The organism is Microbacterium wangchenii (genome assembly GCF_004564355.1).
Classification (GTDB): Bacteria; Actinomycetota; Actinomycetes; order Actinomycetales; family Microbacteriaceae; genus Microbacterium; species Microbacterium wangchenii.
On record NZ_CP038266.1, the window covers coordinates 1585476 to 1605199 of the forward strand.

Sequence of the window (19724 nt, forward strand, 5' to 3'; positions counted from 1 at the left end):
CAGGCGCACCACCCGACTCAGAAGAGAGAACCCGCATGAAGACGTTCACGAGACCCGCGCTGGCGACGGCGACCGCGATCATCGGCGTCGTCGCCCTGGCAGGATGCGCCGGCGGTGGCAGTGGCGGCGGCGGCGGTGATGCCGACTACGTCGAGGACGGGACGTTCACGCTGTCGATGGTGGCCGACCCCGGGGCGCTGGATCCGCAGATGTCCGCCGTCAGCGCGCTGTTCCAGCTGAGCCAGTTCGCCTACGACTCGCTGGTCTCCCTCGACGAAGAGGGCGAGATCCAATCGCAGCTCGCGTCGGAGTGGGAGCTCGAGGGCGACACCGTCACGCTGACCCTCAACGAGGGCATCACGTGTTCTGACGGCTCGGAGTTCACGGCCGACACCGCGGCGCAGAATCTGACCTGGATCGGCGACCCCGAGAACCAGAGCCCCTTCCTGGGCACGTTCTTCCCGCCCGGTGCGACGGCCGAAGCAGACGGCAGCACCCTGACCATCACGCTGGCCGGCCCTGCGCCCTTCGTGCTCCAGGGCCTGGCGAACCTCCCGATGGTGTGCGAGGCCGGCATGGAGGATCGCGGACAGCTGAGCGATGGAACGCTCGGCACGGGCCCCTACGTCCTGACCGAGGCCGTCCAGAACGACCACTACACGTACGAGGTGAACGAGGACTACGCGTGGGGGCCCGGCGGCGCGACGACGCAGGAGCAGGGCCTGCCCGCCACCATCGTGGCGCGGGTCATTCCCAACGAGACCACCGCGGCCAACCTCGTCATGTCCGGTGAGGTCAACGCGGCCGCCATCGTCGGCCCCGATGCCCAGCGCCTGGATGGCGCGGGCCTGTACTCGCAGCAGGTCGAGGCGCTCGTGGGCGAGCACTGGTTCAATCAGGACGACACCCGCCCCACGAGCGACCCCGCGGTGCGGATCGCGCTGACGCAGGCGCTCGACCTCGCCGAGCTGCAGAAGGTGCTCACCAGCGGCGCGGGCGCCCCGGCCACCCGACTCACGGTCGTCGAGCCCTCATCTTGCGACTACGACGCGGTCAGCGGGAACGTCCCGGCCACCGATGTGGACGCCGCCGCTGCGGCACTGGATGCTGCGGGATGGGTCGAGGGCGCGGACGGCGTCCGTGAGAAGGACGGGCAGAAGCTCGCCCTGTCCTTCCTGTACGCCAACACGCTCGGCACCGGCGGCACGTCGGCGGCCGAACTGGCCGTCAGTGCGTGGGAGGAGATCGGCGTGCAGGTGACCGCGACGCAGAACGACTCCACGACGCTGTCCAACGCCATCTTCGGCACCGGGGACTGGGACATGGCCTGGGTGCCGCTGAACGTCAACAACCCCGACCAGGTCGTCGGCTTCGTCTCGGGACCGACGGCGCCGGAGGGCACCAACTTCGCCGGCATCCAGAACGCCGACTACGAAGCCGCCGTCGCCGAGGCGATGACGATCCCCGGCACCGAGGGATGCGACGCGTGGCAGGCGGCGGAGGAGGCCCTGTTCCAGGCCGCCGACGTGGTGCCGTTCGCCAACAACGTCGTGAAGACCTTCGGCAACAAGGCGGAGTTCACGATGATCGACACGGTCATCCCGACGAGCATCCGCCTCCTCGCGCAGTAACCGCGCCCGCCTACCGGCGCCGGAAGGAACGTCCCCCCATGAGCACTGCAGTCGCCCCGCCCCGCGAGGAGGTGCGCCGCGCCCGCGATTCTCGCTGGCCGCGGTTCGTCCTCCGGCGGACGTGGCGACTGCTCGTGTCGCTGTGGATCCTGGTGACCGCCGCGTTCCTGATGATCCACCTCATCCCGGGCGACCCGGTGCGCACGGCGCTGGGGCCGACGGCCTCCGCCGAGCTGGTCGCCGCCAAGCGCGAGTCGCTCGGGCTGAACGATCCGCTGCCCGTGCAGTACATCGACTACCTCCGGGGCCTCCTCGTCGGCGACTTCGGCACGTCGATCCAGTCGAACCTTCCGGCCATCGACGTGATCACCGTGCGGCTCCCCGCCACCGCGAGCCTCGCCCTGCTCGCGTTCGCCTTCGCCGTCGTCATCTCCGTTCCGCTGGGCGTCATCATGGCCGTCGCCACCCGCCGCGGCCGGCGGCGCAAGCTCGAACTGGGCTTCGCCACGAGCAGCGTCCTGGTCTCCGCCATCCCCGACTTCCTCCTGGGGGTCGCGCTCGTGGCCGTCTTCGGCGTCTCGCTCGGATGGCTCCCGATCGCCGGGCGCAGCGGCCCCGAGTCCTACATTCTGCCGGTCATCGCCCTCTCGCTCGGGCCCGCCGCCGTGCTCGCACGCATCGTGCGCGTCGAGATGCTCGGGGTGCTGGAGGCGGACTTCGTCCGCACGGCACGCGCCAAGCGGCTGCCGGCGTGGCGCATCCACCTCACGCACGCTCTTCCCAACGCCGTGACCGCCGCCCTCACCCTGGGCGGGCTCCTGCTGGGGTCCCTCGTCGTGGGCACCGTGCTGGTGGAGAACGTCTTCGCGTGGCCGGGGCTGGGCTCCACGATCGTGTCCGCGATCCAGACGAAGGACTACCCGATGGTGCAGGCCACGGTGCTCGTGTACGGCGCCGGCGTGCTGATCATCAACACGGTCGTCGACGCCGTGCTGGCCGCGCTCGACCCGCGCACGACCGTGGGGGAGCACTGACATGCGCATCCTGCGCCGCACCCTTCTGACGCCGCTGGGCGCGACGGCCGCCGTCCTGCTCGCCCTCGTGCTGCTGACCGCGGTCTTCGCGCCGATCCTGTGGGGCGCTCAGGCCGACACGTTCGACACCGATGACATCCTCGCCGGCCCCTCGGGGGAGCACCTGATCGGCACCGACGGGCTGGGGCGCGACCTCCTCCTGCGGGTGCTGGTGGCCACGCGCCTGTCGGTCGTGCTCGCCCTCACCGCCACGTTCGTCGCGGTGAGCGCGGGCCTGCTGCTCGGCGTCGCCCCCTACCTGCTGGGGCGGGCCGGCCGACCGGTCACGTGGTTCGTGGGGATCGCCGTGGCGTTCCCGGGCCTGCTGCTCGCACTGTTCTTCGCCGTCATCTTCGGAAGCGGCTGGGTGGGTGCGACCCTCGCGATCGGCCTCGCCGGTGCGCCGGCGTTCGGGCGCCTGTGCCAGACGCTCGTGGCCGGGATCGCGGCGCGCGACTTCGTCGCGGCCGCGCGCGTGGGCGGCGTCGGGCGCGTGCGCGTGCTGTTCCGCCACATCTTGCCCAACATCGGCGAGCCCCTCATCGTCAATGCGACGATCGGCGCCGGCGGCGCGCTGCTGTCGTTCGCGGGGCTGTCGTTCCTCGGCCTGGGCGTGCAGCCGCCCGAGTACGACTGGGGCCGCCTCATGATGGAGGGTCTCTCCGGCATCTACATCAACCCCCTGGCCGCGCTCGCGCCCGGCCTCGCCGTCGTCATCGCGGGCCTCGCCTTCAACCTCGTGGGGGAGGCGGCCGCCCGCGCCCTGGGAATCCGGAGCACGGGCCTCATCGCGACCCTCGCCGGCGTGCAGCCGCGCCCGCCGCGCACTGCATCCGTGCCCGACGCCGAGGAGGTGCTCGCGGTGCGCGATCTCACCGTGACCTTCCCCGGTGCCGACGGCCCCGTGTCGCCGGTGCGCGGCGTGAGCTTCACGATGCGCCGCGGCGAGGTCGTCGGAATCGTGGGGGAGTCGGGGTCGGGCAAGTCGCTCACCGCGCTGTCCATCGCGCAGCTCGTCGAGTCGCCGGGGGTGGTGGATGCCGAGAGCCTGCGCTTCCTCGGGACCGAACTCCTCGAGGGCGGCCCGGCCGAGCACCGACGGCTGCTCGGCACGTCGCTGGCGATGGTCTTCCAAGACCCCATGACGAGCTTCAACCCGACCAAGCGCATGGGCGCGCAGCTGGGCGAGGTCGCCATCCACCACGGCGGCATGACACGTCGACAGGCGCATGCGCGGGCCGTGGACCGCCTCGGCGCCGTCCGCATCGCCGAGCCCGAACGGCGCGCGAGGCAGTATCCCCACGAGTTCTCCGGCGGCATGCGCCAGCGCGCGATGATCGGCATGGGCCTCATGGGCAGCCCCAAGCTCATCATCGCCGACGAGCCGACGACGGCGCTCGATGTGACGGTGCAGCGACAGGTGCTGAACCTCCTGAAGGCCATCCGCGACGAGGACGACGTCGCCATCCTGCTGATCAGCCATGACGTCTCAGTGGTCGCCGAGATCTGCGACCGCGTGCTGGTGATGTACGCCGGGCGCATCGTGGAAGACCTCCCCGTGTCGCAGCTGGCCCGCGCGCGCCACCCGTACACGCGTGCGCTGCTGGCGGCCGTGCCCGACATGGAGACCGACCTGGACCGTCCGCTCGCGACGGTGCCCGGCCGCCCCGTCGATCCCGCTCATGTGCCCGCGGGCTGTGCCTTCGCGGCGCGCTGCCCGCTCGCCGACGCGCACTCCCGCGCCGTGGAGCCGCCGCTGGTGGCGGACGCCACGGGCGCACGTGTCGCATGCTGGCACGCGGGCGAGCCGCTGCCGGTCCCGGTCGTGCCGGCGCGCGATCCGGAGGAGGTGGTGGCATGAGCGAACTGCGCTTCGAGGGCGTCGGCGTCCGGTTCGGATCCGGCCGTTCGGCCACGACCGCCGTGGACGACGTGAGCTTCACGATCCCCGACGGACAGGTGCTCGGGCTCGTGGGCGAGTCGGGGTCGGGCAAGTCGACGGTGGCCCGCGCGGCGGTGGGACTCGTTCCCCTCTCCCAGGGCCGCATCCTCCTGGACGGCCGGCCGATCGACCCGCGCCGTGGTCGCCGTCCGCTGCAGATGGTGTTCCAGGACCCGTTCTCCTCGCTCGACCCGCGCATGACGATCGGGGCGAGCATCGCCGAGATCCTGCCTCGGGGGATGAGCCGTTCCGCCCAGCGAGCCGAGGTCGAGCGGCTCCTGGACCTCGTGCACCTGGACCCGGCGCGCGCCGGTGCGTATCCGGCGGACCTGTCGGGTGGTCAGCGTCAGCGCGTCGCGATCGCGCGGGCTCTCGCCGGCCGGCCGCAGGTGCTCATCGCCGATGAGATCACCTCGGCGCTGGACGTGTCGATCCAGGGGGCGATCCTCAACCTCGTCCGCGAGCTCCAGGCCGAGCTCGGGCTGTCGATGCTCTTCATCTCCCACAACCTCGCCGTCGTGCGTTACGTGGCCTCCCGCGTCGCGGTGATGCACCGCGGCCGCATCGTCGAGCAGGGTCCCACGTCCGAGGTCCTGAGCGACCCGCGCGACGACTACACCCGCGAACTCCTGGCCGCCATCCCCGGCCGGATCCCGCTTCACGCGCAAGGAGAACACCCGTGACTCGCAGACTGCGTATCGGCGACCTGGCCGCTCTGACGATCCCCGCCCAGCCGGCGCTCTCGCCCGACGGCGCCCGGCTCGCGTACGTCCTCGGCGGCGTCGACACGCAGGCCGACCGGCCGGTGAGCTCCCTGTGGCTGGCCGAGGGGGGCGCCGAGCCGCGACGGCTGACGCTGGGCTCCGCGGATGCGGCGCCGGTGTTCTCCCCGGATGGCCAGACGCTCGCGTTCCTGCGCGAGGGACAGGTGTGGACGCTGCCGCTGGCGGGGGGAGAGGCGCAGCAGCGCACGAGCCTCCCGCTGGGTGCCGGCGCTGCGGTGTGGAGCCCCGACGGCGCGACGATCGCGTTCGCGGCGCCCGTGGACCTCCTCGCGGACGGGGACGAGACGGACGAGGATCGCGCCGCACGCGGATCGAGCCCCATCGTCACCGACGGCGCCGGGTACCAGGCCGACGGCATGGGTTTCCTCCGCGGCATCCGCACCCAGCTGCATGCCCTGGATGTCGCGTCCGGCGAGGTGCGGCAGCTGACCGGAGCCGACGCGTTCGCCTCGAGCCCGGCCTGGTCACCCGACGGCACGCGCCTGGCCTACGTCGCCAAGCCGGTCGGAGTGGACGATCTCACCTATCGCTCCGCGGTGCACGTGCTCGATCCGTCCGACCCCGCCGCGCCGCCGGCGGTCGTGGCGTTCGAGGGCGGGGTGGCGGCGACCGTCGCCTACGCGCCGGATGGACGCATGGTCGTCGCGGGGTGGCCGGGGGAGCCCGCCGGCATCGCGCGGCTGTACCGCGTCGACCCGGCCACGGGCGAGGCGGCCGAACTGGCCGCATCCCTCGATCGCAACATCATGCCCGGCGGGCCCGGCTACCCCGGCGGGCTGCCGCAGATGTCGGCGGCCGGCGAGGTCGTCTTCGCCGCCCGCGACCGCGGCTGCACGCACGTGTACGCCGTGTCGCTGGAGGGCGGGGAGCCCCGGGTCGTGCACGGCGGCGACGCGCACGTGGTCGCCGGGCTCGCCGTCGCGGGCGACCACGCGGCGATCGTGCTGTCCACCGCGACCTCGTTCGGCGAGGTCGTGCGCATCGACCTCGCCTCGGGCGCCGAGCAGGTGGTCACCGATCACAGCGCCGCCCTGGACGGCGTCGAGCTGTTCGTGCGCGAATCGCGCGAATTCCCGATCAGCGACGGCGTCACGGTGCAGGGCTGGCTGCTGCGCGATCCGGCCCGTGCCGGATCGGGTCCCGCACCTCTCCTGCTCGACGTGCACGGCGGCCCGCATAACGCGTGGAACGGCGCCGCGGATGACATGCACCTCTACCACCAGGAGCTCGTCAGCCGCGGATGGAGCGTCCTCATGCTCAATCCGCGGGGCAGCGACGGGTACGGCGAGGAGTTCTTCACGGCGGTGAACGGCCGCTGGGGCGAGGTCGACGCCAAGGACTTCCTCGAGCCGGTCGACCAGCTCGTGGCCGAGGGCGCCGCCGACCCGGAGCGCCTCGCCGTCACCGGGTACAGCTACGGCGGGTTCATGACGTGCTACCTGACCAGTCGCGACGACCGGTTCGCCGCAGCTGTGGCCGGCGGGGTCGTCAGCGACCTGATCAGCATGGGCGGCACGGCCGACGAAGCGCATCTGCTGAACGTGTTCGAGGTGGCGGCGATGCCGTGGGACCCGCGCGACCGCGAGCGCATTGCCGCGATGAACCCGTACGCGCAGGTCGACCGCGTGCAGACGCCGACCCTCGTGCTGCACGGGGGCGCCGACGTGCGCTGCCCCGTGGGGCAGGCCGAGCAGTGGCATCTGGCGCTGCGGGAGCGCGGCGTGCCCACCCGCCTCGTGCTCTACCCCGGCGGCAGCCACCTCTTCCCGCTCTCGGGAACGCCGAGCCACCGGATCGACTACAACACGCGCGTCGTGGAGTGGGTGGAGCAGTACGCGGCGGATGCGGCGGGCCCCCGTCCTGCCGCGATCGACGCGGCACACTGGCAGCGGCGCCTGACGGCGCTGGCCAAGCGCCACAAGGTCCCCGGCGCGCAATTGGGTATCCTCCGACTGGGCGACGGCCGCGCCGACGATGTCGTGGTCGCCGCTCATGGCACGCTCAACAAGAACGTCGAGACGGCGCCGGTGGCGAAGGACTCGATCTTCCAGATCGGGTCGATCTCCAAGGTGTGGACGGCGAGCGTCGTCCTGCGCCTGGTGGATGAGGGCAGGCTCGCCCTCGACACCAGGGTGAAGGACGTCATCCCCGGTTTCCGCCTGAGCGAGGACGAGCTCACCGACGGCATCACCGTGTGGCACCTGCTGACGCACACGAGTGGGCTGGACGGCGACGTGTTCACCGACACCGGGCGCGGCGACGACTGCATCGAGAAGTACGTCGGCCTCCTCGACACGGCGGGCATGAACCATCCGCTGGGCGCCACGTGGTCGTACTGCAACTCCGGCTACTCCATCCTCGGGCGGATCATCGAGATCCTCACCGGCAGGACGTGGGACGCGGCGATGCGCGAACTGCTGTACGAGCCGCTGGGTCTCACGCACACCGTGACGCTCCCCGAGGACGCGATCCTCCACGGCGCGGCCGTGGGACACGTCGAGGTGGCGGGGGAGCAGATCGTGACCCCGGCGTGGCTCCTGCCGCGCGGGATCGGCCCGGCCGGGCTCATCACCTCACGTGCCGAGGACGTGCTCGCCTTCGCCCGGCTGCACATGACCGGGGGCGTCACGGCCGCGGGGGAGCGACTGCTCAGCGAGGACACCGTCGCGCAGATGCAGGCGTTCCAGGCCGAGGTACCCGACAAGCACGTCCTGGGCGACTCGTGGGGGCTGGGCTGGATCCGGTTCGACTGGAACGGCGACCGCCTGTACGGGCACGACGGGAACACCCTCGGGCAGGCGGCGTTCCTGCGCATCCATCCCGAGTCCGGCGTGGCCGTGACGCTGCTGACCAACGGCGGCAACACGCGCGACCTGTACGAGGAGCTCTACCGCGAGATCTTCGCCGAGCTCTCCGGTCTGGACATGAGCCACCCCGTCACGGTCCCCGCCGAGCCGGTCGAGGTCGACTTCGCACCGTTCGTCGGCACGTATGAGCGTGCCTCGGTGCGCATGGAGGTCTTCGCCGGCGAGGACGGACCGCGGCTGCGCACGACGATGCTCGGGCCGCTGGCGGAACTCGAGCCGCACACCGTCGAGGAGTACCCGCTGGTGCCCCTGGACGACCGCCTCTTCGCCCTGCGCGCCCCCGGCACGCAGACCTGGATGACCCTCACCTTCTATTCCCTGCCCACGGGCGAGGAGTACCTCCACTTCGGTGCGCGGGCGACCCCGAAGGTGTCGGACCGGGTCTCGGGCCCGGATGCCGCGACGGCGGCGGATGCGGCGGGCGCACCGGCGGAGAAGGTCGACGTCCCGGCATGATCACCGCTTCCTCCGACGTCGCGACCGACGTGCTCGTCGGCACGGTGCGTCGCCTCGTCGAGTGCGAGTCGCCCTCCGCGGACTCCGCAGCCGTGGCGCGCTCGGCCGACCTCGTCGCCGCGATCGGGGACGAGCTGTTCGGCCGCGCGCCCGAGCGCATCGTCGTGGACGGCGTCTCCCACCTCCGATGGCGGTTCGGCGCGCACACGCGCGTGCTCGTCCTGGCCCATCACGACACGGTGTGGCCCTCGGGCACGCTGACGCGCCTGCCCTTCGCCGTGCACGAGGGGACGCTCACGGGTCCGGGATGCTTCGACATGAAGGCCGGGCTCGCGATGGCACTGCACGCCGTGGCGGGGCTCGAGGATCGTGACGGCGTCACGGTGCTGGTCACCGGCGACGAGGAGGTCGGCTCGCCGGCGTCGCGCGCCCTCATCGAGGACACTGCCCGGGGAGCCCGCGCCGCACTCGTGCTCGAGGCATCCGCCGACGGCGGCGCCCTGAAACTCGAGCGCAAGGGCGTGTCGCTGTACGAGATCGGAGTGCACGGACTCGCCGCGCACGCGGGCCTCGAGCCCGAGCGCGGCGTCAACGCGACCGTGGCCCTCGCGCACGCGGTCCTGGCCGTGTCGGCCCTCGCCGACCCGGCGCGGGGGACGACGGTGACCCCCACCGTGGCGCGCTCGGGTGCGACGACCAATACCGTCCCGGCGCTGGCGACCTTCGCGGTCGACGTGCGTGCGCGCACGGCCGCCGAGCAGGATCGCGTGGATGCGGCGGTCCGCTCCCTCACCGCGGAGGTCCCTGGTGCACGCCTGGAGGTGCGCGGCGGGGTCAACCGGCCGCCCTTGGAGGCCGCGGCATCCGCAGCCCTGTTCCAGCGGGCGCAGCGCATCGCCGCGCGCCTGGACCTCGAGCCCCTGCGGGGGACCGCGGTGGGCGGCGCGAGCGACGGCAACTTCACCGCCGGCATGGGAGTGCCGACGCTCGACGGCCTGGGCGCGGTGGGCGGGGGCGCCCACGCCGAGCACGAGCACGTCGTGGTGGCCGACCTGGCTCCGCGCACGCAACTGCTGCGCGCGCTTCTCGCCGAGCTCGCCGCAGAGCAGGAGACACCATGACCGATCTGATGTTCGCCGACGTCGTCGTGGCCACGGCGCTCACGGCCGCCGAGACGGCGGCGGAGGCCGCCGGCGTGCGGGTGCGCGAAGTGGCCGGCGTCGCCGAGCAGGCCGCCGTCGTCGACCTGCTGTCGCAGATCTGGGGGCGGGGGCCGGAGAACCCCGCCGTTCCGCCCGAGCTGCTGCGCGCCCTCGGCAAGGCGGGCAACTACATCGCGGGCGCGTTCGCCGGCGACGACCTCGTCGGCGCGACGATCGGGTTCCACTCGGCGCCGGACCGGCATGCGCTGCACAGCCACATCGCGGGGGTCGCGCCATCCCATATCGGCCGATCCGTGGGTTTCGCGATGAAGCTGCACCAGCGCGGGTGGGCGCTCTCGCGCGGCATCGACGCGATCGAGTGGACCTTCGACCCGCTCGTGTCACGCAACGCGTACTTCAACATCGCCAAGCTGCACGCGCTGCCGGTGGAGTACCTGACCAACTTCTACGGCGCCATGTCGGACGCGATCAACAGCGACGGCGACACCGACCGGCTGCTCGTGCGGTGGGATCTGCGCGACGACGACGTCGCCGACGCGGCGGCGGGGCATCCGCCGGCCGTCTCCGCCCACGGCCCGTGCCACGCGACCGTCGCGGTGCCCGACGACATCCAGCGGATGCGCCGGACCGATGTCGACGCGGCACGCGCGTGGCGCCGGACGCTGCGCGAGCAGCTCACCGCTCACCTGGAGTCCGGCGGCCGGGTCGTCGGCTTCGACCGTGCCGAGGGGTACATCATCAGGCTCGGAGAGGGAATCACCGTATGAAGATCGAGGGCTTCGAACTGCGCCGGGTGGCGATGCCGCTGGCGTCGCCGTTCCGCACGTCGTTCGGCACGCAGACCGACCGCGACATCCTGCTGGTGAAGGCGGTGACCGATGCGGCCGAGGGCTGGGGCGAATGCGTCACGCTGCCGAACCCGGTGTACTCGCCTGAGTACACCGAAGGCGCCGTCGACGTTCTGAAACGGTTCTTCATCCCCGCCCTCGGGGCCGCCGGCATCGGGGACGCGAACGCGGTCGCCGAGGTGCTCAAGCCCTTCAAGGGCCACCGCATGGCGAAGGCGGCGCTGGAGACCGCCGTGCTCGACGCCGAGCTGCGCGGGGAGGGCCGCTCGTTCGCGCGCGAGCTCGGTTCCGTGCGCGACACCGTGCCGTGCGGGGTGTCGGTGGGGATCATGGACTCGGTGCCGAAGCTGCTGGAGGCCGTCGGGGGGTACCTCGACGAGGGCTACGTGCGCATCAAGCTCAAGATCGAGCCCGGCTGGGACGTCGACGTCGTGCGCGCCGTGCGGGAGCGCTTCGGCGACGACGTGCTGCTGCAGGTCGACGCGAACACCGCGTACACGCTGCGCGACGCGCCCCACCTCGCCAAGCTCGACGCCTTCGACCTGCTGCTGATCGAGCAGCCCCTCGAGGAGGAGGACGTCCTCGGGCACGCCGACCTCGCGAAGATCGTGAAGACGCCCATCTGCCTGGACGAGTCGATCACCTCGGCGCAGACGGCGGCCGCCGCGATCCGCCTGGGCGCGACGAGCATCATCAACATCAAGCCCGGCCGGGTCGGCGGGTACCTCGAGGCCCGCCGCATCCACGACCTCGCCTCAGCGCACGGCATCCCGGTGTGGTGCGGGGGGATGGTCGAATCGGGCCTCGGGCGCGCCGCGAACATCGCGCTGGCGTCCCTGCCCGGCTTCACGCTGCCCGGCGACGTCTCGGCGAGCGGGCGCTTCTACGCCACCGACATCACCAAACCCTTCGTCATGCACGACGGCCACCTCACGGTGCCGTCGGGTCCCGGTCTGGGGGTGACCCCCGTGCCGCACATCCTCGACGAGCTGACCACCGCCGTGGAGTGGGTTCCGATCTGACGGATATGCTCCACCTCATGAGTGCGGGCCGGGCGGAGGGCTTTGCGCGGTCGAGTCTGGGTCGCGTCATCGACGACCTCGGCGTCACCCTCCTCGACGTCGCGCACGGCCGCATCGACGCCGAGCGCGATGTGGGCGGCGTGGTCATCCACGACCCCGCCGACGAACCGGTCTACCCGCCCGGCGCGATCGTGCTGGGCGTCGGGGTGCGCGGCGCGCAGGGCATCACGGCGCTGCTGCACGAACTCGGTGCGCACGCCGTGGCGGCGCTCGTCGTCCGCTCACCCGTCGAGGTGACCGAGGAGGTGCGCGGGGCGTGCGACGCGCACGGGATCGCCCTGCTGGGCCTCGCGCGCGGCGCGACCTGGACGCAGTTGGCGGCTCTGCTGCGGTCGCTGCTGGCGGAGGACGACATCGGCGAGACCCACGTGGAGTCGCTCGGCGGCCTTCCCTCCGGCGACCTGTTCGCCGTCGCCGGTGCCATCGCGTCGCTGCTGGATGCACCGATCACGATCGAGGATCGCTCCTCGCGCGTCCTCGCCTTCTCGGGGCGTCAGGAGGAGGCGGACGCGTCGCGAGCGGAGACGATCATCGGCCGTCAGGTGCCCGAGCGGTACGCCCGCGTGCTGACGGAGATGGGCGTCTTCCGCGACCTGTACCGCGACGACCGCCCCGTCGTGGTCGACCCCATCCGGCTCGGGGAGGGGGCGACGACCCAGCGCGTCGCGATCGCCGTGCGCGCCGGCGACGAGGTGCTCGGATCGATCTGGGCCGCGATGGACGGTCCCCTCACCGCCGAGCGCACGGCCACGCTGCGGGATGCGGCGAAGCTCGTCGCGCTGCACCTGCTGCGCGTGCGCGCCGGCGCCGACGTGCAGCGGCGCCTGCGCACCGAACTGGTCAGCACGGCGCTGGAGGGCCGCGGCGGCGCGAGCGACGCGCTCGGGCGCCTGAGCCTCACCGGACGCCGCGTGTGCGTGATCGCCGCGGCGCTGGTGGCCGGCGAACGCGGCACTGCGCCAGCGGACCAGCAGCAGCTCGCCGAGCGCGAGAGATTCACCGACGCCCTCGCCGTGCACCTTTCGGCCGTGCAGCCCGGTGCCGCAGCGGCGCTCGTCGGCGACGTCGTCTACGCGATCCTCCCCGCCGCGGGGGAGGAGGCCGAGGAGCGGTCGGTGCGCGTGCTGGAGGAGTTCCTCGAGCGCGTCGGCACCCGCATGCCCGCCGTTGTGGCCGTCGGCCCCGCATCCGATGACATCGCCGGGCTCGCCCGGTCGCGCGCGGCGGCTCTCCGGGTGCTCCGGGTCCTCCGGGAACAGGCCGCGGCGGCGGCCGTGCGGCGCCCCGTCGCGCGCGTGGCCGACGTGCAGACCGACTCCCTGCTGCTCGAGCTGCGCGACCTCCTCGCCGCGCGCGGTGACCGGCTGAGCGGACCGGTGAGCCGGCTCGTCGAGCACGACAGCCGCGGCGACGGACGTCTCGTCGAGACACTGCAGGCGTGGCTGGACTCCTTCGGGGATGTCGGTGCGGCGGCGGCGGCATCCTTCGTCCACCCCAACACGTTCCGCTACCGGCTGCGCCGGGCGGCGGAGGTGTCGGGGCTCGACCTCAACGACCGCGACGCGCGGTTCGCCGCGATGCTGCACTTGCGGATGCTGGGACGCTGACGCGCACGGCGTTTCAGGGGGTGTGGCGTTCGGCCGCCGTCGCAGCCAGGTGCGCGAGGTCATCCGCTCCCAGCCCCGGCCACCCGTGCAGCATCCGCCGCCACGGCTCCGGCACCGCGCCGGCCCCGTAGACCGCCCCGGCCAGGGAGCCGGCGATGGCGGCGACGGTGTCGGTGTCATTGCCGCCGCGCACGGCGCGCTCGAGTGCGTCCACGAGCGACGCGGACCCGGCGACGGCCGACAGCGCCGCCTGGAACGCGCGCACGACCCATCCGTTCTGCGCGGCGAAATCGCGCGGGTGCGTCCCCGGCGCCAGGGCCTCGTCGATGATCGCGGCCCAGCGATCGCGACGCGTGGCCGGCAGCCATGCCACCTGGGCGCGCACGTCGAGGTCCCCGGTGAGGATCGCGTGGCGGATCGCGAGACACCACAGCGCGCACGCGTCGGCGTTGTCCTCCTCCCAGTGGGTCAGGCGCGCCACGCGGCCGGCGTCGTCGACCAGCGCCGCAGGGTCGTCATCGAGATGGCCCAGCGCGACGGGGCCCGTGCGCATGAGCGAGCCGTTGCCGCCGCTGCGTCCGGCGGCCAGGTGCACCGCCTCGGAGGTGGCGAGCGCGTCGCTCTCCGTCGGGGTGGGGCCGAGGCGCTCGAGCACCGCGCGGGTCTGCGCGCCGACGTCCTTCGCCGTGGCCGCCCATCCGATCCACGCGGTCACGATCCCCGCCAGCACCCGCTCGTCGTCGAGCCGGTCGCCGGCGGCGAGGGCCTGCAGGATCGGCACCGCCATGCTCGTGTCGTCGGTCCATTCGCCGACGTCGTGCCCGAACGTGCCCCGCCCGAACTCGACGGGCGTCGTGTCGGCGAGCGCCGGTCCGAACTCGTACTGCGCGCCCAGCGCGTCGCCGGCGGCCGAGGCGACGACGGCGCCCACGGCGCGATCCAGTCGGGCGGTGGTCAAGGTCATGGCGGCTCCCGGTGGCTGTCGCGGGTCGAGGGGCACTCCGCATCGTACGGCGGCGTGGTCGGATCGGACGTCTATGATCTGGATCGGGACGGGGACGGGATCGCCTGCAACAGCTGATCCGCCCCAGCACGGCGTGTGTTCGACGTCGTGATGGTGCGAAAGATCGGTGAAGCGCAGTGAGTTCGACGAGACGTCTTCCGCGCGCCCGCCGGCGCGCCCGCGGCGCCGCCCGCACGCTGGTCGCTGTGCTCGCGGGTCTTGTGCTGTGCCTGGGGCTGACGCTCGTCGCCCCCGGGTGGTTCGCCGATCCGGCCCCCGGCACGGCTTCCGCGCCCGTGGATGCGCGCGCCGACGTCGAGCGCGCCCGCGAGACTCTCACGGCGCTGGACACGGTGCCCGGCCAGTCGATCGCCCGCTACTACCGGGAGGCCTTCGGGACGGCGTGGCACGATCTCGACCGGAACGGATGCGACACGCGCAACGACGTCCTGCGCCGCGATCTGGACGACGCCGTCCTGAAGGAGGGCACCAACGGCTGCAAGGTGCTCAGCGGCGTGCTCGTGGATCCCTACACCGGCGACCGCGTGGAGTTCGTCTCGGGGACGGACACGTCGGCACGGGTGCAGATCGACCATCTCGTCCCGCTCGCGTGGGCGTGGCGGCACGGCGCGGAGTTCTGGAGCGACGAGGACCGGCTGGCCTTCGCCAACGACCCCGACAACCTTCGCGCGACGGCCGGCGCGGTGAACCAGTCGAAGGGCGATTCCGGACCGGTGGAGTGGATGCCGCCGGCCGAGGCGTCGCACTGCGCGTACGCCGCCGATTACATCGCCGTGCTCGGTGAGTGGGACCTGGGCGTCACCGGCGATGACCGCACGGCGCTGGAGCAGGTCCTGGCCCGCTGCTGAGCACCGCGCGACCCGTTCACCCGGCCGCGGAGGGCGCCGCCGCGCTGGTGCGCCCTTCGGCGTAGCGATCCCGCGCGCGGTCGTGGCGCTTGGTCACCGGCACGAGCTCGGTCGCCTTCGGCAGCCCCATCGGCTTCGTCGACACGTACACGCTCTCGGCGCGCTCGACGAGGAACGTCTCGTGCCAGATCCCCACGGCGCCCGGCGCCTTCCGCGCCATCCGGTTGAAGCGCGTCCAGGCCGGCCGGTGCTCCTGCGTGGGGGAGGAGGCGTATCGATAGAGCTTGTCGATCGAGGACCAGTACTGCACGACGTACGGTCCTCGGGCGCCGAAGAGGATGGCGTAGCCGAGCATGCCGGAGTCCACCTCGACGCTGAGCTCCCGCAGCATCCGTGGCATGGCCACGAATGTGGGGAGCCACAGGTCCGGCCGCCACCACCGGTTGATCTCCATGCCGATGTGGAACACCACGAGCTCGCCCTCGTAGCGGTGCGTCGCCCGGCCCGGCACGATCCGACTCATTGTCTGCTCCCATCTCGATAGCTTCACTATCCAGATTGGATAGCGCTACTATCTGTGTCAAGGGGTGAGGGATGCGGATCTCGGAACTTTCCGCGGCGACCGGTGTGCCGGTGCCGACGATCAAGTACTACCTGCGCGAGAAGCTGCTGCCCGAGGGCACTCGTACCTCGGCGACGCAGGCGAGCTACGACGAGGTGCACGTCCAGCGGCTGCGCGTGATCCGGGCGCTCGTCGACTCCGGCGTCAGCATCGCCGAGACCCGCAATGTGATCGCCGCGCTGGATGCTCCGCCGCCGACCCCGTACGAGCTCCTCGGAGTCGCGCACGCCGCCGTCGCGCCGCCCGCGGAGGACGGTATCGACACCGCGGCGGCGGAGGATCTCTTCACGCAGCTGGGCGGCAAGCCGGAATCGTGCGATCCGGCGCAGCTGGCCGGACTGGCTCACGCGCTGCGGAACGTCGAGCGCGCGGGGTTCCGGATCCCGCCCGACGTGCTCGCGGCCTACGTCGCCGCGGCCCGCCTGATCGCCGAGGCCGAGATCGCCGGCATCCCCACGGACTCGGCGGAGTCGGTCGTCCGCTACGTCGTGCTGGGTACCGTGCTGCCGGAGCAGGTGCTGCTCGCCCTGCGCCGCGTGGCGGAGCAGGTGGTGTCCGCCGAGCGATTCGGCGCCGACTGACATCTCCCGCCTTCCTTCGTCACCGGCTGAGTCAGGGGGCGGCAGCCGTTCGAGTGTCGGAGGTATGTTCTAGTCTTCAGGCATGAACACGGATCGCATCGACCGGCTGGAGAGCGTCCTCGGCGACGCGCCGTGGGATGACGAAGACCGCTCCGCCGAGCCACCCGACCCGATCGACCTCGTGACGGAAGTATCGACGATGATGTCGGTGTTCGCCGCGGAGCGGTTCGAGCGGGTCGACGCGATGCACCGTGAGGCTCTGCGGGAGCTCGCGACGTTCCGAGGGTCGAGCCTCGAGATCATCGAACGATCGCTGCGCCTGGAGCTGGCCGCCGCGCTCCAGATGACCGAGCGTGCCGCCGACCGGCTGCTGGTCACGGCGGACGGGCTCGTCGGCCGGTACCCCGCGATGCTCGCCTCGCTGCACGCCGGGCGTACGACCGAGCGCCATGCGGAGGTGTTCGTCGAGCTCGTCGACACCGTCGAGGCGGGCTTACGTGATCAGGTCGTCGCCGTTGCGGTCGAGCTCGCCGAGGCGCACCCGCTCGGCACCTTCCGCCGTCTGCTGCAGAAGCTGGTCGCCACGGTGCGCGCCGCTTCCCTGGAAGAGCGGCACCGCGAGGCGGTGGCCGCGCGCCGCGTGGTCATCGAGCCGAGCGAAGACGGCATGGCGTGGCTGCTCGTGCACCTGCCGGCCGTCGAGGCGCAGGCCGTGCACGCCCGCATCACCGGCATCGCCCAGATCCTCCGTGCGCAGGACGGCGAAGAACGCACGCTCGACCAGATCCGGGCCGACGTCGTGGGCGACCTCCTGGTGGACGGCGTCGTCGAGGCGCACCCGGGGGTCGCCCGGGGGATCCGGGCCACGGTGGCGGTCACCGTTCCCGCTCTCGCCCTCCTCAGCGACGAGCTCGCGGCGCAGAGCGAGCCGGCCACGGTCGAAGGCGTGGGCCCGATCCCTATCGAGCGGGCCAGGGAGCTGTGCGGCACCGCTCGCACCTGGACGCGGATCCTTACCCATCCGGAGCGCGGCACCGTGCTCTCGGTCGGGCGGAAGAAGTACAAGCCTCCGGCCGCACTCCGGGACCTCGTCCGCTGGCGGGCCGGTCGATGTATGAGCCCCGGATGCGGCCTCCCCGCCTCCCGATGTCAGATCGATCACCAGACCGCGTGGGAGGACGGCGGGCGAACAGAGCTCTCCAACCTCGCGCCGCTGTGTCAGGGCCACCACACCGTGAAGCATCGCGGCGGCTGGCGGGTGCGACAGGTGGAGGGCGGGGGTGGTGCGATCGAATGGACGTCACCTCTGGGCCGGCGCTATGTCGTCGAACCCGAACGTCGGGTCCCCGTCTTCCGCGCCGCGTGACCAGCGCCGCGATCGCGGCCGCCGAAACGCCTCGGCGCAGGAACATTTCGCCCGGCCCCGGCGTTTGCTAGTCTTGAGTGTCACTCGTGTGGCTCGTTCCGCACGTCCAGGCCCCGGCCGCAGTGACATCGCACGAAACAATCCGCTTCGCTTCGGCTCACGCCGTCTCGTCTCGGTCGTCGCGCGAACTCGTTCGACGATCGTATGGCTGCGGACTGCCTCATCCCTCAACCGGGGGAGAGGCACGAGCAGAAGCCCGACACCAACCCCAATAGGACAACCCACTACATGACTACCGCAACGACCGCCCCGGCCACCAAGCAGGTCGCGATCAACGACATCGGCTCTGCTGAGGACTTCCTGGCCGCGGTCGAAAAGACCCTGAAGTTCTTCAACGACGGCGACCTCATCGAAGGCACCGTGGTGAAGATCGACCGCGACGAGGTCCTCCTCGACGTCGGATACAAGACCGAGGGCGTCATCCCCTCGCGCGAACTCTCGATCAAGCACGACGTCGACCCCAACGAGGTCGTCAACGTCGGCGACCACGTCGAGGCGCTGGTTCTCCAGAAGGAGGACAAGGAAGGCCGCCTCATCCTGTCCAAGAAGCGTGCGCAGTACGAGCGCGCGTGGGGCGACGTGGAGAAGATCAAGGAGACCGACGGTGTTGTCACCGGCTCCGTGATCGAGGTCGTCAAGGGTGGCCTCATCGTCGACATCGGCCTGCGTGGCTTCCTCCCCGCGTCGCTCATCGAGCTGCGTCGCGTCCGCGACCTCACGCCGTACCTCGGCCAGGAGATCGAGGCGAAGATCCTCGAGCTCGACAAGAACCGCAACAACGTGGTTCTCTCGCGCCGCGCGCTGCTGGAGCAGACGCAGTCCGAGTCGCGCTCGAACTTCCTCAACAACCTGCACAAGGGCCAGGTCCGCAAGGGCACGGTCTCCTCGATCGTCAACTTCGGTGCGTTCGTCGACCTGGGCGGCGTGGACGGCCTCGTGCACGTCTCCGAGCTCTCGTGGAAGCACATCGAGCACGCGTCCGAGGTCGTCGAGGTCGGCCAGGAGGTCACCGTCGAGATCCTCGAGGTCGACCTGGACCGCGAGCGCGTCTCCCTGTCGCTGAAGGCGACGCAGGAGGACCCGTGGCAGGTCTTCGCCCGCACCCACGCGATCGGCCAGATCGCACCGGGCAAGGTCACCAAGCTCGTTCCGTTCGGTGCGTTCGTCCGCGTCGCGGACGGCATCGAGGGCCTCGTGCACATCTCCGAGCTGTCGGGCCGCCACGTCGAGCTCGCGGAGCAGGTCGTCTCCGTCGGTGAAGAGGTCTTCGTCAAGATCATCGACATCGACCTCGAGCGTCGCCGCATCTCGCTGTCGCTCAAGCAGGCGAACGAGTCGGTCGACCCGTTCGGCACCGAGTTCGACCCGGCCCTGTACGGCATGGTCACCGAGTACGACGAGCGCGGGGAGTACAAGTACCCCGAGGGCTTCGACCCGGAGACCAACGCCTGGCTCGAAGGATTCGACGAGCAGCGCGAGAAGTGGGAGCAGGAGTACGCCGCTGCCCAGGCTCGCTGGGAGGCCCACAAGGCTGCCGTCGCCAAGGCCCTCGAGGCCGAGGCGAACGCTCCGGCCGGTGGCTCCTCGGATGGTGCCGTCTCGACCGGTGGCGGAGGCTCGTACACCTCGGAGTCGGCTTCGGCCGGCACCCTGGCCGACGACGCCGCTCTCGCCGCTCTGCGCGAGAAGCTGTCGGGTCGCTGATCCAGAACTGAGCTCACGCTCCACGAAGCGGGCCGGAACCTTCGGGTTCCGGCCCGCTTTCGCGT

The 19724-nt window shown here is 71.8% G+C and carries 15 protein-coding genes; 13 read left to right on the forward strand and 2 right to left on the reverse strand.

Annotation, left to right across the window (positions count from 1 at the left end; translation table 11 throughout):
• The first annotated feature begins 35 nt into the window (after positions 1-35).
• From E4K62_RS07545 to E4K62_RS07585, 9 genes are read left to right on the forward strand one after another with little or no spacing between them, the layout of a single operon-like run.
• Positions 36-1631, forward strand: coding sequence for an ABC transporter substrate-binding protein (locus tag E4K62_RS07545; RefSeq protein ID WP_135065649.1), 1596 nt, complete (start codon positions 36-38; stop codon positions 1629-1631).
• 38 nt (positions 1632-1669) lie between these two features.
• Positions 1670-2665: an ABC transporter permease gene (locus E4K62_RS07550; protein ID WP_135065652.1), complete on the forward strand. Its 996-nt coding sequence runs from the start codon at positions 1670-1672 to the stop codon at positions 2663-2665.
• Position 2666: 1 nt separating this feature from the next.
• Positions 2667-4565, forward strand: a complete 1899-nt coding sequence (locus E4K62_RS07555) for a dipeptide/oligopeptide/nickel ABC transporter permease/ATP-binding protein (RefSeq protein WP_135065655.1) — start codon at positions 2667-2669, stop codon at positions 4563-4565.
• Positions 4562-5329 (forward strand): ABC transporter ATP-binding protein, encoded by a 768-nt coding sequence (locus E4K62_RS07560; protein WP_135065658.1) that lies wholly within the window; start codon positions 4562-4564, stop codon positions 5327-5329. The genes E4K62_RS07555 and E4K62_RS07560 overlap by 4 nt, the downstream gene beginning before the upstream one ends.
• Complete coding sequence (locus E4K62_RS07565) at positions 5326-8754, forward strand: serine hydrolase (protein ID WP_135065661.1); 3429 nt, start codon at positions 5326-5328, stop codon at positions 8752-8754. Before E4K62_RS07560 ends, E4K62_RS07565 begins: the two co-directional genes overlap by 4 nt.
• Complete coding sequence (locus tag E4K62_RS07570) at positions 8751-9875, forward strand: M20 family metallopeptidase (protein ID WP_135065664.1); 1125 nt, start codon at positions 8751-8753, stop codon at positions 9873-9875. Before E4K62_RS07565 ends, E4K62_RS07570 begins: the two co-directional genes overlap by 4 nt.
• Complete coding sequence (locus E4K62_RS07575) at positions 9872-10684, forward strand: GNAT family N-acetyltransferase (RefSeq protein ID WP_135065667.1); 813 nt, start codon at positions 9872-9874, stop codon at positions 10682-10684. The genes E4K62_RS07570 and E4K62_RS07575 overlap by 4 nt, the downstream gene beginning before the upstream one ends.
• Positions 10681-11787, forward strand: coding sequence for an o-succinylbenzoate synthase (gene menC / locus E4K62_RS07580; RefSeq protein WP_135065670.1), 1107 nt, complete (start codon positions 10681-10683; stop codon positions 11785-11787). The genes E4K62_RS07575 and menC overlap by 4 nt, the downstream gene beginning before the upstream one ends.
• Before the next feature lie 17 nt (positions 11788-11804).
• On the forward strand, positions 11805-13454 hold the full coding sequence (locus tag E4K62_RS07585; RefSeq protein WP_135065673.1) for a PucR family transcriptional regulator: 1650 nt from the start codon (positions 11805-11807) through the stop codon (positions 13452-13454).
• Positions 13455-13467: 13 nt separating this feature from the next.
• Here the strand turns inward: E4K62_RS07585 and E4K62_RS07590 are convergent, their stop codons facing one another.
• Positions 13468-14418 (reverse strand): ADP-ribosylglycohydrolase family protein, encoded by a 951-nt coding sequence (locus E4K62_RS07590; protein WP_135065676.1) that lies wholly within the window; start codon positions 14416-14418, stop codon positions 13468-13470.
• 176 nt (positions 14419-14594) lie between these two features.
• Between E4K62_RS07590 and E4K62_RS07595 the strand changes: the two genes are divergently transcribed.
• A complete protein-coding gene (locus E4K62_RS07595) occupies positions 14595-15326 on the forward strand; it encodes an HNH endonuclease family protein (protein WP_135065679.1) in 732 nt (243 codons plus the stop codon).
• Positions 15327-15342: 16 nt separating this feature from the next.
• Here the strand turns inward: E4K62_RS07595 and E4K62_RS07600 are convergent, their stop codons facing one another.
• A complete protein-coding gene (locus tag E4K62_RS07600) occupies positions 15343-15849 on the reverse strand; it encodes a DUF4188 domain-containing protein (RefSeq protein ID WP_135065682.1) in 507 nt (168 codons plus the stop codon).
• 71 nt (positions 15850-15920) lie between these two features.
• Between E4K62_RS07600 and E4K62_RS07605 the strand changes: the two genes are divergently transcribed.
• The 3 genes from E4K62_RS07605 to rpsA all read left to right on the forward strand — a co-directional run bounded on the left by E4K62_RS07605 (position 15921) and on the right by rpsA (position 19659).
• Positions 15921-16529: a MerR family transcriptional regulator gene (locus E4K62_RS07605; protein WP_135065685.1), complete on the forward strand. Its 609-nt coding sequence runs from the start codon at positions 15921-15923 to the stop codon at positions 16527-16529.
• 82 nt (positions 16530-16611) lie between these two features.
• Positions 16612-17895, forward strand: a complete 1284-nt coding sequence (locus E4K62_RS07610; protein ID WP_240742862.1) for an HNH endonuclease signature motif containing protein — start codon at positions 16612-16614, stop codon at positions 17893-17895.
• Positions 17896-18183: 288 nt separating this feature from the next.
• A complete protein-coding gene (gene rpsA, locus E4K62_RS07615; protein ID WP_135065688.1) occupies positions 18184-19659 on the forward strand; it encodes a 30S ribosomal protein S1 in 1476 nt (491 codons plus the stop codon).
• Positions 19660-19724 lie beyond the last annotated feature (65 nt).

What these genes read in the sequence shown, in the direction of transcription:
- menC (WP_135065670.1), top strand. Translation starts at nt 10,681, where the DNA reads ATGAAGATCGAGGGCTTCGAACTGCGCCGGGTGGCGATGCCGCTGGCG.
- E4K62_RS07590 (WP_135065676.1), bottom strand. Translation starts at nt 14,418, where the DNA reads ATGACCTTGACCACCGCCCGACTGGATCGCGCCGTGGGCGCCGTCGTC.
- E4K62_RS07585 (WP_135065673.1), top strand. Translation starts at nt 11,805, where the DNA reads ATGAGTGCGGGCCGGGCGGAGGGCTTTGCGCGGTCGAGTCTGGGTCGC.
- E4K62_RS07610 (WP_240742862.1), top strand. Translation starts at nt 16,612, where the DNA reads ATGAACACGGATCGCATCGACCGGCTGGAGAGCGTCCTCGGCGACGCG.
- E4K62_RS07560 (WP_135065658.1), top strand. Translation starts at nt 4,562, where the DNA reads ATGAGCGAACTGCGCTTCGAGGGCGTCGGCGTCCGGTTCGGATCCGGC.
- E4K62_RS07570 (WP_135065664.1), top strand. Translation starts at nt 8,751, where the DNA reads ATGATCACCGCTTCCTCCGACGTCGCGACCGACGTGCTCGTCGGCACG.
- E4K62_RS07550 (WP_135065652.1), top strand. Translation starts at nt 1,670, where the DNA reads ATGAGCACTGCAGTCGCCCCGCCCCGCGAGGAGGTGCGCCGCGCCCGC.
- rpsA (WP_135065688.1), top strand. Translation starts at nt 18,184, where the DNA reads ATGACTACCGCAACGACCGCCCCGGCCACCAAGCAGGTCGCGATCAAC.
- E4K62_RS07575 (WP_135065667.1), top strand. Translation starts at nt 9,872, where the DNA reads ATGACCGATCTGATGTTCGCCGACGTCGTCGTGGCCACGGCGCTCACG.
- E4K62_RS07555 (WP_135065655.1), top strand. Translation starts at nt 2,667, where the DNA reads ATGCGCATCCTGCGCCGCACCCTTCTGACGCCGCTGGGCGCGACGGCC.
- E4K62_RS07605 (WP_135065685.1), top strand. Translation starts at nt 15,921, where the DNA reads ATGCGGATCTCGGAACTTTCCGCGGCGACCGGTGTGCCGGTGCCGACG.
- E4K62_RS07600 (WP_135065682.1), bottom strand. Translation starts at nt 15,849, where the DNA reads ATGAGTCGGATCGTGCCGGGCCGGGCGACGCACCGCTACGAGGGCGAG.
- E4K62_RS07545 (WP_135065649.1), top strand. Translation starts at nt 36, where the DNA reads ATGAAGACGTTCACGAGACCCGCGCTGGCGACGGCGACCGCGATCATC.